The sequence below is a fragment of the Hymenobacter tibetensis genome (assembly GCF_022827545.1).
Lineage (GTDB): Bacteria > Bacteroidota > Bacteroidia > Cytophagales > Hymenobacteraceae > Hymenobacter > Hymenobacter tibetensis.
In genome coordinates, this window is sequence record NZ_CP094669.1 from 2916641 (window position 1) to 2931108 (window position 14468).

The window sequence follows — 14468 nt, forward strand, 5'->3', positions numbered from 1 at the left end:
TCTAAACCGCAGAGCACGTATTCTTTATTAATGAGATGATTTACAAATATTTAACCATTTCACTCACTAGTGCTGACGTATTGCGCCGCACCGTTCTTCCAACCGGTATAAGCTGTTGGCTAAGCTCAAAATGCCCTCCTTACTAGCTTCTCGTCCTTACTGACAACGGCTCTTACGCTGCGTACATTCTTGCCGCCAACCGCGGCCCACAACACCTGCTTTCTAGATCAGACATGATATGCCATACAAATACTATGAAAACTATATATTCACTGAAGTCATTATTTAACTTGCTGCATGAAAAAAATTATTCTTCGTACGCTGGCTGTTATCGTGCTGGTAGTGGCTGTATTAGTTATCAATACCATCTGGTTTAAGCCATTTTTCATTCGGGCGTTTTACGAGCGGATATTCGCGGAATTCGCTTTCGATTCGCCGGAGATACTTTCCCGGCTGCGGCTGGTGGAAGGCCTGGGCATCCAGGGCCACAACCGCAAGCTCGACGACGCCTCGGAGGCCGAGGCCGCCCGGCAAGTAGCGAAGCTGCACGACATCCAGAAAATGCTGCACAGCTACGACACCACCGGCATGCGCGGGCAAGACCGGCTTAATTACCAAGTGCTTGACTGGTACATAGCTAAAGAGGTAGCCGGGGCAACCTTCCGTTACGACAATTACCCGGTCAACCAGATGTTTGGCGTGCAGAACGACTTTCCCGCCTTTATGGCCAGTGTGCACCAAGTGCACAACCGCCGCGACGCCGACTACTACAACGAGCGCCTAGCAGCCGTGCGCGTCAAGTTTGCGCAGGTGCTGGAAGGGTTGAAAATTCGGGAGCAGCACGGCGTAGTGCCTCCCACGTTTGTTGTTGACAAGGTGTTGGCTGAAATGGCAGGTTTGGTGGCGCAGCAGCCTGAGCAAAGCATCCTTTACACCTCCCTGGTTGAGAAGCTGAAGAAAGTTAAAGACCTGGATGCCACCGAGCAGGCTGAAATACTGGCCGAAACCAAGCGGCAGATAACCGGCAACGTGTATCCAGCCTATCGGGACCTGATAGCCTACTTTACGGCCCTGCGCCCCCGCTCGACCACCGACGCGGGCGTGTGGAAATTTCCTGACGGCAAGGCGTATTATGCCTACTGCCTCAAGCAATACACCACTACCAACCTCACCGCCGCTCAGATTCATGCCCTGGGAGTAAGCGAAGTGGCCCGCATTACGGCCGAGATGCACGCTATTTTGCAAGCTGAAAAAGTAGCGGGCGCCGACAGTGTGGGCGCTACCATGGTCCGGCTCGGCGAGGAACCCCGCTTCCTATACCCTGATACCGACAGCGGCCGCACCCAGATCCTAGCCGATTACCGGCGCATTCTTACCGAAGTAGACAAAGGCTTGAGCGGCGCGTTCCGCATCCGGCCCAAGGCCAAGCTGGAAGTGGATCGGGTACCCAAGTTCAAAGAAAAAACGTCGCCGGGCGCGTACTATGAGTTTGCCGCCCTCGATGGCTCGCGGCCGGGCATATTCTACGCCAGCCTCTACGACGTGAAGGCAACCCCCAAGTTTGGCATGCGCACCCTGGCCTACCACGAAGGCATCCCAGGCCACCATTTCCAGATTGGAATTGCGCAGGAGCTACAGGGCCTGCCTACCTTCCGCACCGTGATACCCTTCCCAACCTACGGGGAAGGCTGGGCGTTGTACGCCGAGCGGCTGGCCTCAGAGCTAGGATTCGAAAAAGACCCGTATGACAACCTAGGCCGGCTCCGGGCCGAACTGTTCCGGGCCGTCCGCCTTGTGGTGGACACCGGCATTCATGACCAGCGCTGGACCCGTGAGCAGGCTATCAACTATATGCACCGCACCACCGGCATGGCCTTATCCGACGTTACGGCCGAAGTGGAGCGCTACATCGTAATGCCTGGCCAGGCCTGTTCCTACAAAGTGGGCATGCTCAAAATCCTGGAGTTACGGGCGCGGGCACAACAGACTCTGGGGCCAAAATTCGACCTGCGTGATTTCCATGATGTCGTGCTAAAGAACGGCGCCCTACCGCTGGAAGTGCTAGAGCAAGTAGTCAACGAGTACATTGCAACCAAGAAAACGGCGGCCTAGCTTTCGCAGGCACAGCATCAACTTAGCTTGTATTTAACATAGCTATTCAAGCGTGGTAACGTGCAAACATACAGGGGCCCGGCTATGCCAAGTGCAGCCGGGCCCCCTTTATGTTTGCACGCCCTTGCTTCTAGATTTGTGCTGTTTTTGTGCATGGCACTAGCGACACTTTATGCATGCAGATCCAGCTAATAAAGTTGCTTGATAAGCAAGGTTTACTGTATGGCAAAATCAATAGGGACTCTAAAGGAAACAGAAACAGCTTCCCCATCCTGAGTAGCTGGCGTGAGTTTTTTGAGGTTTTGCACAACACGAATTGCTTCGGCATCCGTCGAGGGAGTCAGGCTTTTAGCAACGCTCACATTTTTGACGTAGCCGTCTCTTCCAACCACGAAGCTGATAATAACCTGCCCTTGAATTTCGCTTCTTAGAGCGTCATCGGGGTATACTAAATTTATACTTAAATCTCTTAATAGACCTTCTATGCCGCCTTTGTACACAGGCATACACTCGTAAGGGGTATGCTTAACTAATTTTCCATCGAGTCCAAAACACTGGCCTTTTGTAAATGTATCGTGTGCGTAAAAATCACGTCGTTTAAGTTTGCCGTTGGCATAATAAACCAGCAGCTCGCCCTGTCGTTTGCCGTTCACATACTTTTCTCGCGCGTGGACCTTACCGTTTTCATACCAAGAAACCACCTCACCATGTCGGACTTGTTTCTTGACATCCATATACAGCACTGATTGACGTGGTTTACCCGATGGATAAAACAACGTTTCTGTGCCGTTCAGGCTATCCAAGTATACTGTTTCTACTTTGTAGCAAGCATTTTCTGCCGAGCTAAGCTTGGCATCATTTGCATCATAGTAGTCAACAACCGTGGCTGGAACAACTGCACCAGACTCAGCCTGCGCGTAGGCTGAGTCTGGGAGCTGCAAACAAAATAAGATAAGAAGCAAACACCAAGCTCTCATAAAGCTCTTACTGCTGGCAAATAGAGGTTATAACGACTTTGCTACCAGTTCCTCAGCCTTGCCAATGGCCGCACCTAAACCGGCCGCATTCTTGCCGCCGGCCGTAGCGAAGAACGGCTGTCCGCCGCCACCGCCCTGGATTTCTTTGGCCAGTTCCCGTACCAGCGTTGATGCATTCAGCTTCCCGCCTTTGGCTAGCTCATCATCCAGCATTACAGCCAATTGAGGCTTGCCGTCGATTTCGGCTCCGAGCACGGCTACCAGGTTAGGAACAGCCTGACGCAGGTTGAAGGCCAGAGTTTTAAGGCCATCGGCCGACGTTACCTGCACTTGAGCCGCCAGGAAATTTACGCCGCCAAGGGGTTTCACCTGACCCACTAGCTGCTCTTTCTGTTGGTTGATGCTTTGCTGCGCGAATTGCTCGATTTGCTTGCGCAAACCGGCGGTTTCCTCACTCAGCTTCTCGATGCTGGTTAGCAGTTGCTGGGGGTTGCCGAGCGCCTCACGCACCTGGGCCAGCAGGTCGAGTTGCTGGTTCACGTAGCTCTCGGCAGCTTCAGCGGTTACGGCCTCGATGCGGCGCACACCGGCGCCCACAGCACTTTCCGCCGTGATTTTGAAGTAGCCGATGTCGCCGGTGGTGCGCACGTGGGTGCCGCCGCACAGCTCCACCGAGAAGTCACGATCGAAGGTGATGACGCGCACGAACTCGCCGTACTTCTCACCAAATAGCGCCGTAGCGCCCAGGTTTTTAGCCTCGGCAATGGGCACGTTGCGGCGCTCATCGAGCGTAATTTGCTGGCGGATTTTCTCGTTGACGATGGTTTCCACCTGCCGCAGCTGGTCGTCGGTGACTTTGGTGAAGTGCGAGAAGTCGAAGCGCAGCAGCTTCTCGTTTACGAGCGAGCCTTTCTGCGCTACGTGGGTGCCTACTACATCGCGCAGAGCAGCTTGCAGCAAGTGCGTGGCCGTGTGGTTGCGCTGAATTTGGGCGCGGCGGGCGTGGTCGTAGCGGGCCGTAAATTCGGCGTCCATATCCTGCGGCAACTCCAGCAGCGTGTGTACGATGAGGTCGTTTTCCTTCTTGGTATCCAGCACGCGGACCTTGCTCAGCGGCGACTCCAGGTAGCCCGTGTCGCCAATCTGGCCGCCCTGCTCGGCATAGAACGGGGTCTGGTCGAGCACCACTTGGTACTCGGTTTTGCCTTTGCGGTCGGTGCGGCGGTAGCGCAGGATGCGGGCCGGGGCCTCGTCCTGGTCGTAGCCCACGAAAGCCGGCTGCTCCTCTGACTCCTTCACAATGGTCCAGTCGCTCTGCTCGGCCTCCTGGGCGTTGCGGCTGCGGTTTTTCTGGGCTTCCAGCTCCACCTTAAAGCCTTCCTCATCTATCGTCAAGCCTTTTTCGCGGGCAATGAGGGCGGTGAGGTCCAGCGGGAAACCGAAAGTATCGGAGAGTTCGAAGGCGGTTTTGCCGTCGATGCGGTTGCCGTTAGCCTTAGCAGTTTCTTCGAGGGCATCGAGCCGGCGCAAACCGGTTTCCAGCGTTTTCAGGAACGCAATTTCCTCTTCTTCAATCACGCGCTGCACGAATTGCTGCTGCGCTTTCAACTCGGGGAAGATGTTGCGCATCTGGTCGGCCAGCACGGGCACCAGCTTATACAGGAAGGGCTGCTTCTGGTTCAGCGACGAGAAGGCATAGCGCACTGCCCGGCGCAGGATGCGACGGATAACGTAGCCAGCCTTCACGTTACTCGGCAGCTGACCATCGGCAATGGTGAAGCTGATCGTCCGGATGTGGTCGGCAATAACGCGGATGGCAATGTCCGTTTTCTCGTTTTCGGTAGTAGGCTGGTCATTCACCGTGGCCGGCGAGGTGCCGTGGTATTCCAGGCCCACTTCCTTGGCAATGAACTGGATAAGCGGCTGGAATACGTCGGTGTCGTAGTTGGACTTCACGCCCGACACGGCCATCATCAACCGCTCAAAGCCCATGCCGGTATCCACGTTCTGCTGCGGCAGCTTCAACAGCGACTTGTCGGCGCGGCGCTCGAACTCCATGAACACGTTGTTCCAGATTTCCACCACTTGCGGGTGGTCGGCATTTACCAGTTCCCGGCCCGACTTGGCGGTTACTTCGCTTTCGTCGCGTAGGTCAATGTGGATTTCGGTGCAGGGGCCGCACGGACCCGTGTCGCCCATTTCCCAGAAGTTGTCCTTCTTGTTGCCGGGCAGGATGCGCTCCTCGGCCACGTACTGGCGCCACAGGTCCTGGGTTTCAGTATCAGGACCCAAACCGTCGCCTTGGTCGCCCTCGAAATAGGTGACGTAGAGCCGGTCTTTGGGCAGTTTGAACACGTCGGTGAGCAGTTCCCAGGCCCAGGCAATGGCGTCCTTCTTGAAGTAGTCACCAAACGACCAGTTGCCGAGCATCTCGAACATGGTGTGGTGGTAGGTGTCGTAGCCTACTTCTTCCAGGTCGTTGTGCTTGCCCGACACGCGCAGGCACTTCTGCGTATCAGCAATGCGCTTGAAGGGGGCAGGTTTGTTGCCGAGAAAGTAATCCTTGAACGGGGCCATGCCCGAGTTGATGAACAGCAGCGTCGGGTCGTCCTTCACCACAATGGGGGCCGAGGGCACGATGTGGTGGCCTTTGGAAGCAAAGAAATCCAGGAATTGCTGGCGAACGTGACTAGCGGTGGGCAGTGACATAGGGTCTGGCGCCAAGCTCTAGCTTGGCTGGTCGTTGGCTTCGATGGAACATAGCCGCCGTAACTTGGCAGCGGCCGGTATTTTGGCTACTTTTCGCAATGAAAGGTACTAGCGCCGACGGCAAAGGTAGCCCATCTTAGAGAAGTGAGAAACTAGAAATAAGAGCCAAGATATCCGGCCCCTTTTTCAACTGCCGCCTTATCCTTTACACTCTTCTCTACGCTCTTACTTCTTACCTCTCACTTCTATCAACATGCCCTACAAAGAGCGCGACATCGAGAAGCAATATTTCACCATCGGCGAAGTGGCCGCGCAGTTCAATGTAGCACCGTCGCTGATTCGCTTCTGGGAAACCGAGTTCGAGGAGCTGCGCCCGCGCAAAAGCAAGAAGGGCAACCGCCTTTACACGCCCCAGGATATCGATATTTTCCGCACCATCTATCACCTCGTGAAAGAGCGCGGCTATACCATCCCCGGTGCCCGCGAGATGATCAAGCAGAAAGGCCCGCAGCTCAAAGAGAAAATCGACGTGATTCAGAGCCTGGAAAAAGTGCGCAAGTTCTTGACTACGATGAAGAAGGAGCTGGACACGATTGGCAAGACGCAGGAGTAGCCCCTTATTACAAGTAGAAACTAGCTCTCCACCTCAGATGAGGAGGAGAGCTAGCTTTAGCACCTTAATTAATAGTGAAAAGCAAAATGAATCACGTGTTAGAAGTGCTATATGGTTGATACGGATACTCTACTTTACGAAGTCGCGCTTACTTTATTTCCCAACATTGGGCCGCAGATGACGCGGCAGTTGATGAGCTACGGTGGCTCGGCCAAAAACGTGTTGCACCTGCCGCCGGGCAAATTGCGCAAGGTGCCGGGCGTGGGTCCTGCCACGGTGGCTATCCTAACCGGTGCCGACCGCACAGCCGCTTTGAACCAAGCCGAGAGCATCGTGCGAAAAGCGGAGAAAGACGGTGTGCAGCTACTGTTCTACACCAGCAAGCAGTTCCCGACGCGCCTCAAGCAGATTGCCGATGCCCCTGCCCTACTTTATTACCAAGGCACAGCCGACCTCAACCAAAAGAAAACAATAGCCTTGGTCGGCACTCGCAAAGCTACCGACTACGGTCGGGAGCAAACCGAACGGCTGGTGCAGGGCCTGGTCCAGCATCGGCCGCTGGTAGTAAGTGGGCTGGCTTACGGCATTGACATTGCGGCGCACCGGGCAGCCTTGCAGGAAGGGCTGGAAACGGTGGGCGTTATGGCTACAGGCCTGGACGTTATCTACCCGGCAGTCCACCGCAAAACCGCCGAGAAGATGCTCACCCAGGGCGGCTTGCTTACCGAATTCCCCTTTGGCACCCAGCCCGACAAGTATAACTTCCCCGCTCGAAACAGAATTATAGCCGGCCTCTCCGACGGTACGGTGGTAGTGGAAGCCGCCCGGAAAGGCGGCGCGCTCATCACCGCCGACCTGGCAATGGGCTACGACCGGGACGTGCTGGCGGTACCTGGGCCCCTAGGCTCGGCCGCCTCGGAAGGTTGCCATGAGTTGATTAAGGCCAATAAAGCGGCCCTATACTCCGAGCCCAAGGACTTAGAGCAGCTACTCAACTGGGACGCAGCCTTGCATCTTAACGGCAAGTTCCAGTCCGCTCCCGCTTATTCGGCAGATGATTTTACGGCTGAAGAATTTGCGCTTGTAACTGTGCTGGTGGCAGTCAAGGAAATGCAGATGGACGAGTTAGCCTGGAAGTCGCAGCTTCCTATTCACGCGGTGGCCTCGCTATTGCTGGGCCTGGAATTTCGGGGTGTAGTGCGGGCGCTGCCGGGCAAGGTGTTTTCTATAGCGTAAGGGTGAGCCGCTTTGCAAGACGTTAAGCGCGGCTGCCTTACCTATACTATTCCGTACTGTACACACCTTATGCGGGGGTATGGTAGTGTGCTATCTGCCAGTACACTCCCCCTTCAACTGAAAATATTCCAGTAAAAAGAAGGATGTGCCAATGGGTTGGTTCTTCTTTGTGTTCACCACAGGCTTGTGGTCTACCAATTTCGCCATGCTCCTCTATAACGGCCAACTGCTGCCCGACGAACACTTCGCTCTGACGCTACCCAACCGAGGGCTGTTTTTCAATGATGGATTTTTCGAGACGATGGTATGGGTGGAAGGCGGTATCCGCTACCTGTCCTACCACCTGGCACGGATGCAGCAAGCGGCAGGAGCACTAGGCCTACAGTTGCCTGTAGAGTTGGCAGCAGCCCAAAACCTGACCACCACCCTAGCCACACTGCTAGCAGCTGATTCAAAACACTTTGGTGGCAGTTGCCGCGTTCGGCTGCAGGTGTGGCGTAGCGGCGGCGGCCTCTACACCCCAACCACCGACGCGCTGGAGTGGCTAGTTACGGCACAGCCGTTTCAAGCGCAGGACGCCCCGGTTGCAACCGCCGACTTTGCCAGTACGGTGCACACCCACTTCTCCCCTGTATCCTTCTGCAAGGGGCCAAATAGCTTGACGTACGTATTGGCCGCACGTGAAAGAGCCCACCGCAGCCTCGAGGAACTGATCTTGTTGAATACAGCCGGGCACGTAGCCGAAAGCGTATCGGCGGCAGTGTTTTGGATAACCGACGGCTGCTTGTATACCCCAGCATTGACTACTGGCTGCGTGGCGGGAGTCCGGCGGGCGCATTTGTTGTCGGTGGCTAGCCAACACGGCATGGAGTGCCGGCAGGGCTTATTTCACCCCAAGGAGTTGCTGGAAGCCGAATTGGTATTCACGGCTAATGTAGCCGGTATTCGAGTATTGCGGCGGTTGCAAGAGCGGCACTGGAGTGCGGTGTCTCCCCTCCTAGCTCAACTCCGGGAGTGGGAAGCGAGGTAGTAGGTAGTGCGGGTAAGGCAGCCGGTTGCGCAGCAGCTGCCAGCTTTCTTCGAATTCAAGCAAGTCTTCTTCTGTCACGTCGTTGAGGTGCAAAACCTCTGCGCGGTTTTGGTTAACTTCTAGGAGTGAGTACAAGGCAATCCAGGCGCGTTGCTGGCGTGTGAGCGGACGTGAAGGAGAAGAGAACAAAGCAAGAGAATTCATGATGCATATATACGCACCCAACCTCTTATTTGGATTTTTTTTGTTTGATTTAATTTTACCAATAAGTATAAATATTCTTATTGACTGATCTTCGTCATATTTTAAATATGATCTTTTACAATGCATTTGATTCTGTAAAATTCCCATTATATGACCTGAAAAAGCATTTATATTATTTTACAAATTGTGTTTCTCAGTGCACACCCGTAATGCATGATTGTATTTTTCTTCACCCTTCACCAGCGTCGGCGTGAAACACCCACTCTATAAGCCAATTTTGACGTGGTTGCTTGGAGTGTTGTAAACAACAGGGCTACCAGCATGGCACTGATAATAGCTTAAACTAGAAGCATACGGCAAAGCCCAGCCATTCTTTCTTTTTCAGACAAGGAAAGACAGCAAATTGAGCAGCAGTAGTAAGACAGCCCTTGCTGGTTGCTATCAGGCAGACAAACGCCTGTTATCCAGTTTGCCTCGCGCAGCCTGCACTGGGCAGCACATAACCCGACCAACACACTACCGAAACGCTTAAAGCTACACCCCCATTGTTCGGAGTAAGAAAACACCCCAATTATACCTGCGTGAGGACAATGGGTTGAGCGTTGTGGTGGAGCTAGGCGCGGGCAGTTGTATACGGCGTGTTGGACTGCCTTATCATACGAGTGCGCGTACGAATTGGGCAGCAGGTGGCCTACCAGCTTTGGACTGCTTGCTTGCTCGACCATAAACTGGGTGTTGCGGTTGCTTTACTGCTTAGGCAACAGGCACCAGGAAACGCCCCGCTTACGCCGCCTATACGGCCACTGGCGCTTTGATGGCGGGCCAGGCCTCGTAGTTCTCTAGTTGAAAGTCTTCGAACTGAAACTCGAAGATGTCTTTCACCTCGGGGTTGAGGCGCATGTGGGGCAATGGGTGGGGCTCCCGGGTGAGCTGGAGGCGTGCCTGCTCTAAGTGGTTGCTGTAGAGGTGCGTGTCGCCGCCGGTCCAGATGAACTCGCCGGGTTGCAGCCCGGTTACCTGCGCCATCATCAGCGTGAGCAAAGCGTAGGACGCAATGTTGAAGGGTACGCCCAGAAATACGTCGGCGGAGCGCTGGTAGAGCTGGCAGGAAAGTTTGCCCTCAGCTACGTAGAACTGGAACAGGGCGTGGCAGGGCGTAAGGCGCATTTGGGGCAGGTCGGTCACGTTCCAGGCTGATACTACCATGCGGCGCGAGTCGGGCTGGGTGCGGAGCAGGCGCACCATTTCGGCAATCTGGTCGATGCTCAGGCCGTCGGGGGCCTGCCAGCTGCGCCACTGCTGCCCGTAGATGGGGCCCAGGCTACCGTCGATATCGGCCCACTCGCGCCAGATCTTCACACCTACTTCCTCTAAAGAATTGTTGTTGGTGTCGCCGCGCAGAAACCACAGCAGCTCGTGGATGATGCTTTTCAGGTGAACCTTCTTGGTGGTAACCAGCGGAAATCCTTGCGCCAAATCGAACCGCATCTGGTAGCCAAACACCGAGAGCGTGCCGGTACCCGTACGGTCGGTTTTCCGGGTGCCGTGGTCAAGGATGTGGCGAACGAGGTCGAGGTATTGGCGCATGGGAAGGAAGATATAGCGTGAGCTTGAGCTTGTACCGAGCAAGGGAAAGGTCAAAAATAGAAAAAGCCACTCGCATCATGTCAGTGTTTGTCACTGAAGCTCGGTGCGAAAAAAGGCCTGCCTTTGCCTTCGGCCTTGGCATGCTGTTCTACGACGTAGCTTCTGCCGCTGATATACTGTACTATAGATGACGTTTCAACTGCTTACTCATACTTATAAGTAAACACGAATTCCTCGTCTGTAGTAGTAGCAGCAGGTTCAAACTTCAATTGACGCATCAGAAAGTAAACCTGCTGAACCATATTCTCACGCCCAACTGCGCCTGCCGGAATCGTATTTTCTGTGCTTGTAATGCTGACTACCTGACCCGTAGGATTCACAGCTAGCCGTAGGGTAATTCTTCCTTCGGTTTCTGCTCGTAGCGCTTCACTCGGGTAGTGAAACGACTTGCTCATATACTCATGATGTCTAATATCCTCAGCTATCATTTGGCCCTCTTTCATGCGCTGACCGATGCCCCGGCGCAAAGAAGGTACTTCGGCCGCATTGGCCACAATCCTCAAGGAGTCCTGACGTGCTTTGGCTTTAGTTGTCTCACTGGCTCGTTGCTTGCCAGATGTGGCTGGGGTCGGCTTTACTACTGGCCGTGCTTCCCACCGGTTGAACGATGTCTGCGCTAAAGTTTCTCTGCTAGTTAGCAGAAGCCCTAACAATGCTAACTGGTACCACCTCATTGTGCTCACATTTGCAATAACATGCGCGTCGAATTAATGAAACGAAGAACGTTTCGATTTATTCAAAATGGAGCGTAAACTTCCGCCGCGAGGCACAATTTGTTTGATGATTTGGGTTCCAACAGAAAAGCCGCCTTAGCACGGCGGCTTTTCTGTTGGTACGCTCAGGCTCAATAGCTCGCAATGTTTCGCTGTATGTTGGTTCTACCCAATCCCGCTCACCGCTTGCTGATCTTGTTCATTGAGATGCTTCTTTGCTGATTGGACTTGAAATGGTCCATTCCATCGGCACGCAAGGCTTGGTGCTTGGTGCTGCGGCCGGCCATCCGCTTGCGCCACATGCGAAACGAGGACGCTTTCATGGTCTTGCGCATCAAGGCAATAACATCCTTTTCGGGCAAGCCAAATTGTGCTTCAATGGCCTCAAATGGGGTGCGGTCCTCCCATCCCATTTCAATGATACGGTCGGTGTCGGCGGCCGACAAATGCTGGAAGCTGGCGGGGTCGTTGCTCATGTATAGCGGGCTGAAGTAGATGGGCCGCAGTAGGCAGGTTGGCAACAAGCCAGGACCTGTACACTGGGGCTGATACCCTTAACAACAACTTTCTGCTGAACTTGGCTTGCCCCAATGCTATTTACTTGTCTGTTCGCTTAATTTCTTGAGGTGCTCTACCGCGCCGATATTCCTTGGATTCAAGGCCAGTGCCCGCTTGTAGTTGGTGATGGCTAAGGCGCTGTTGCCCGCCATTTCGCACGCTTCGCCTAGGCTGTCGTAGCTGTTCCAGCTGTTGGGGTGCAGACCAACGTTCAGCTTGAATAGCTCAACGGCTTGCTGAGGGCTGCCTTGCTGAGCGTGTAGCCCCATTCATTCACAAACTCTTGGGACAGATCCAGCTCCGGGTGCTTTCATTTCACTGCTGTGTACACGTCTAGGGCTTGCTTGGCCGTAGTTGCTTGCAGTCAAGTCGCTGCGGAAAGCTTGGAGGGCTGGCGGTGTGCCATACGTGCCTTCCGTTACCTCGTCGGCTAGATATTGCTCCCTTTATCAGCCGTGCTGTACCGCAAACCACCCGACGGCTCCAGCTGATTGGTATGGCAGCATCAAAAGTCATGAGCAGCAGCACCTTTTGGTGGGCGTTACTATCATCCGTAAGCCCAGGAAACGCTTTGCTTGTGCTGCTCGGTGAGCGGGTAATCGGATTTCATGCCTTCTAGGCACTGGGGACCTCCTGCTTGACAGGCTAACAGCCAATAGCGTAGCGGCTGTATCGGCCCAGCAGGCGCTGCACCAACAAAATGAAAGCAACCGTTAGTCCTGCCACTAAGCCAAAGGCAAACAAGTAGTTTTCAAGATCGTACGTTAATCTTTTGCCTGGCATGACGCAGTTCAAGACATAAGACAACACGAACAACACGAGTCCATGAATCAAATAAATCCCAAAGCTCATATCCGCTATTGCACCGGCCTGCTTAGGAACTCGCGTTTCGTACCGGCGAAACAAATACAGCAGCAAGGCTCCTAAAATGCTTTTTTGGACGTATTGCAATTGCTCTTCCAGCACCTCAGGAAACTGCCATTCAAAGGCTACAATTACCAGCAGCACAGCAACCAACCCCTTGAAGTACTTTCTGGAAAGAAGGAAAATCTGGTCTTTGTTCCGGCTGAAAAACATGCCAAGCAGGTACGACGAGAAAAAATGAATGAAATACACCAGCGGATTCCCCACAATGGCTCTGGTGTAATAGAGCGACAAGCCCACAAAGAAGGGCAGAAAGTAATAGATGCGCTTGTCTTTGTCGAGCTTGATGAGGACGGGAGCCAGCAAGTAAAAAATGCAGATGACAGGAACAAACCAAAAGGTTATCATCTGATTGCCAACCAGCAAGCTGTATGCTGTTGCCTTTGCAATTTCCAAAGTACTCTTCCCTTCCAAGCTAGTTCCCAGAAAAATCCGGTAAAGAATGCACGGAACATTCATGAAGAGGTATGGAAGTACAATGAACTGTAGCTTCGATAAGTAATACTTCTTCCACTCAAACTTGCTGGCAAGATGTTGGAAGATGAACCCTGCCATAAACAGAAATAGTTGCGTACTTCCCTTCAGCAGCACGTTCTCTATTCTATCATCAGCGGCCGTGAGCAAAACTGGGCAGTGCACAGCTACTATGAATAGTGCAGAAAGTGCGCGGTAAGCATGAATGTACCCTAGAAACTGAGTTTTCTTGTTCGTACTCTGTGGACGTAGCGTACGAGTAAGGGTTGTTGAATGAGGTGTGAGAGTGGAAGGCATGTAGATGATTGGATTTTAACGATTATAATTATCCACAAACATAGACCATTTTTTATATTAACATTCAACTATAGTATGTTTTTTATAATCTTTTTCATCTTATATACATATTAATGCATTTATTCATGAGATTAATACCATATAATCAAGCACTTAGGCTGACACCCCCGATACGTCATCAACTCTTGAACAGACCCGCTTAAGCTTAAAAACTACGGCCAGACTCTGCTAACAGCTTTTAGCATCTGACTCCACAGCGAAGAAGGCTTGTTTAGCAACGCTATTAATGAGCAGCATGGCAAAAGTGCACTTCGTACACTGGGCGCAATTTTAATTCAACTAATAAGCCTTTTTCAACTGGCAAGATGCGGAGTTTGCATTAGCCGTAAAACAGCAATAGTCCTATAAGCAATAAGAAATTATATTGCAGCACAACGTTTCTTATCGGAGCTTGTATGCAACGGTAAGCTCTTCTTCGGTGCTGGTTGTAGTAGGCTCGAATCGTAGCTGGCGCAGCATAACGACTGCTTGGCGAACCATGGTATTCCTGCCTATATCAGTTGCTGGGTCACCGCCAAATGGGATAAGCAATAAACAAAATAGCCCTAGCTTCTTAAAGCTAGGGCTATAGCATTGCTGCCTGCTTTTCATTTTTTACAAGGACTTGGCAACGGGAGCTGGGGCTGGGGTTACGGATGCCGTTTTGGCGCCTTTCTTCATGCAGCACGAGCCTCCCATGGCCGTTTTTTGCGCGGCCGAGCACTCCATTTTAGCGGTGCCTTTTTTGCCTTTCTTGGTGTCTTTGTCGCCGTGGGCGGAAGCAGTGCCAACGAAGGCGAACAGAGCAAGGGCGAGCAGAGCGTTTTTCATACGAGAAGAAGAGAAGAGTGGAAACAAAACGAGGAAAACAGCGGTTGGCTTCAATGTGCCTTTTGCTCGGCAACAGCCGAACCTAAGGTAGTGAAATGACAAGT

The 14468-nt window shown here is 53.1% G+C and carries 13 protein-coding genes; 4 read left to right on the forward strand and 9 right to left on the reverse strand.

From position 1 onward, the window contains the following. Positions 1–297: 297 nt before the first annotated feature. The gene (locus MTX78_RS11680) at positions 298–2112 is read left to right on the forward strand and encodes a DUF885 domain-containing protein (RefSeq protein WP_243794042.1); all 1815 of its coding nucleotides are present in this window, start codon (positions 298–300) and stop codon (positions 2110–2112) included. 215 nt (positions 2113–2327) lie between these two features. Here the strand turns inward: MTX78_RS11680 and MTX78_RS11685 are convergent, their stop codons facing one another. Together MTX78_RS11685 and alaS are read right to left on the reverse strand one after the other, a co-directional pair. Further along, positions 2328–3053, reverse strand: a complete 726-nt coding sequence (locus tag MTX78_RS11685) for an energy transducer TonB (RefSeq protein WP_243794043.1) — start codon at positions 3051–3053, stop codon at positions 2328–2330. A gap of 63 nt (positions 3054–3116) precedes the next feature. Beyond that, positions 3117–5798: an alanine--tRNA ligase gene (gene alaS, locus MTX78_RS11690; protein ID WP_243794044.1), complete on the reverse strand. Its 2682-nt coding sequence runs from the start codon at positions 5796–5798 to the stop codon at positions 3117–3119. Positions 5799–6051: 253 nt separating this feature from the next. Here alaS and MTX78_RS11695 point away from each other — a divergent pair, with 253 nt between their 5' ends. The 3 genes from MTX78_RS11695 (at position 6052) to MTX78_RS11705 (ending at position 8677) form a co-directional block, all read left to right on the forward strand. Then, positions 6052–6411, forward strand: coding sequence for a MerR family transcriptional regulator (locus tag MTX78_RS11695; protein WP_243794045.1), 360 nt, complete (start codon positions 6052–6054; stop codon positions 6409–6411). A gap of 111 nt (positions 6412–6522) precedes the next feature. Next, on the forward strand, positions 6523–7647 hold the full coding sequence (gene dprA / locus MTX78_RS11700) for a DNA-processing protein DprA (RefSeq protein WP_243794046.1): 1125 nt from the start codon (positions 6523–6525) through the stop codon (positions 7645–7647). Between the two features lie 205 nt (positions 7648–7852). After that, positions 7853–8677 (forward strand): aminotransferase class IV, encoded by an 825-nt coding sequence (locus MTX78_RS11705; protein WP_243794047.1) that lies wholly within the window; start codon positions 7853–7855, stop codon positions 8675–8677. On the opposite strand, the gene MTX78_RS11710 is transcribed toward MTX78_RS11705, so the two are convergent. The 7 genes from MTX78_RS11710 to MTX78_RS11740 form a co-directional block, all read right to left on the reverse strand. Next, the gene (locus tag MTX78_RS11710) at positions 8645–8881 is read right to left on the reverse strand and encodes a hypothetical protein (RefSeq protein ID WP_243794049.1); all 237 of its coding nucleotides are present in this window, start codon (positions 8879–8881) and stop codon (positions 8645–8647) included. The two genes, MTX78_RS11705 and MTX78_RS11710, sit on opposite strands and share 33 nt — an antisense overlap. 792 nt (positions 8882–9673) lie before the next feature. Next, on the reverse strand, positions 9674–10468 hold the full coding sequence (locus MTX78_RS11715) for a thymidylate synthase (RefSeq protein WP_243794050.1): 795 nt from the start codon (positions 10466–10468) through the stop codon (positions 9674–9676). Between the two features lie 203 nt (positions 10469–10671). Further along, positions 10672–11022, reverse strand: a complete 351-nt coding sequence (locus MTX78_RS11720; protein WP_243794052.1) for an energy transducer TonB — start codon at positions 11020–11022, stop codon at positions 10672–10674. Positions 11023–11420: 398 nt separating this feature from the next. Next, entirely contained in the window at positions 11421–11717 is a 297-nt protein-coding gene (locus MTX78_RS11725; protein WP_243794054.1) for a TIGR03643 family protein, read from the reverse strand. Positions 11718–11834: 117 nt separating this feature from the next. Next, on the reverse strand, positions 11835–12068 hold the full coding sequence (locus MTX78_RS11730) for a tetratricopeptide repeat protein (RefSeq protein WP_243794056.1): 234 nt from the start codon (positions 12066–12068) through the stop codon (positions 11835–11837). 376 nt (positions 12069–12444) lie between these two features. Beyond that, complete coding sequence (locus MTX78_RS11735) at positions 12445–13494, reverse strand: acyltransferase family protein (protein WP_243794058.1); 1050 nt, start codon at positions 13492–13494, stop codon at positions 12445–12447. Positions 13495–14148: 654 nt separating this feature from the next. After that, positions 14149–14364 carry a hypothetical protein gene (locus MTX78_RS11740; RefSeq protein WP_243794060.1) on the reverse strand — a complete coding sequence of 72 codons (216 nt, stop codon included), beginning with the start codon at positions 14362–14364 and terminating at the stop codon, positions 14149–14151. Between the last annotated feature and the right edge of the window lie 104 nt (positions 14365–14468).

Coding starts and splice junctions, on each gene's coding strand:
- MTX78_RS11735 (WP_243794058.1), bottom strand. CDS start 13,494: ATGCCTTCCACTCTCACACCTCATTCAACAACCCTTACTCGTACGCTA.
- alaS (WP_243794044.1), bottom strand. CDS start 5,798: ATGTCACTGCCCACCGCTAGTCACGTTCGCCAGCAATTCCTGGATTTC.
- dprA (WP_243794046.1), top strand. CDS start 6,523: ATGGTTGATACGGATACTCTACTTTACGAAGTCGCGCTTACTTTATTT.
- MTX78_RS11705 (WP_243794047.1), top strand. CDS start 7,853: ATGCTCCTCTATAACGGCCAACTGCTGCCCGACGAACACTTCGCTCTG.
- MTX78_RS11680 (WP_243794042.1), top strand. CDS start 298: ATGAAAAAAATTATTCTTCGTACGCTGGCTGTTATCGTGCTGGTAGTG.
- MTX78_RS11730 (WP_243794056.1), bottom strand. CDS start 12,068: ATGGGGCTACACGCTCAGCAAGGCAGCCCTCAGCAAGCCGTTGAGCTA.
- MTX78_RS11740 (WP_243794060.1), bottom strand. CDS start 14,364: ATGAAAAACGCTCTGCTCGCCCTTGCTCTGTTCGCCTTCGTTGGCACT.
- MTX78_RS11710 (WP_243794049.1), bottom strand. CDS start 8,881: ATGAATTCTCTTGCTTTGTTCTCTTCTCCTTCACGTCCGCTCACACGC.
- MTX78_RS11725 (WP_243794054.1), bottom strand. CDS start 11,717: ATGAGCAACGACCCCGCCAGCTTCCAGCATTTGTCGGCCGCCGACACC.
- MTX78_RS11715 (WP_243794050.1), bottom strand. CDS start 10,468: ATGCGCCAATACCTCGACCTCGTTCGCCACATCCTTGACCACGGCACC.
- MTX78_RS11695 (WP_243794045.1), top strand. CDS start 6,052: ATGCCCTACAAAGAGCGCGACATCGAGAAGCAATATTTCACCATCGGC.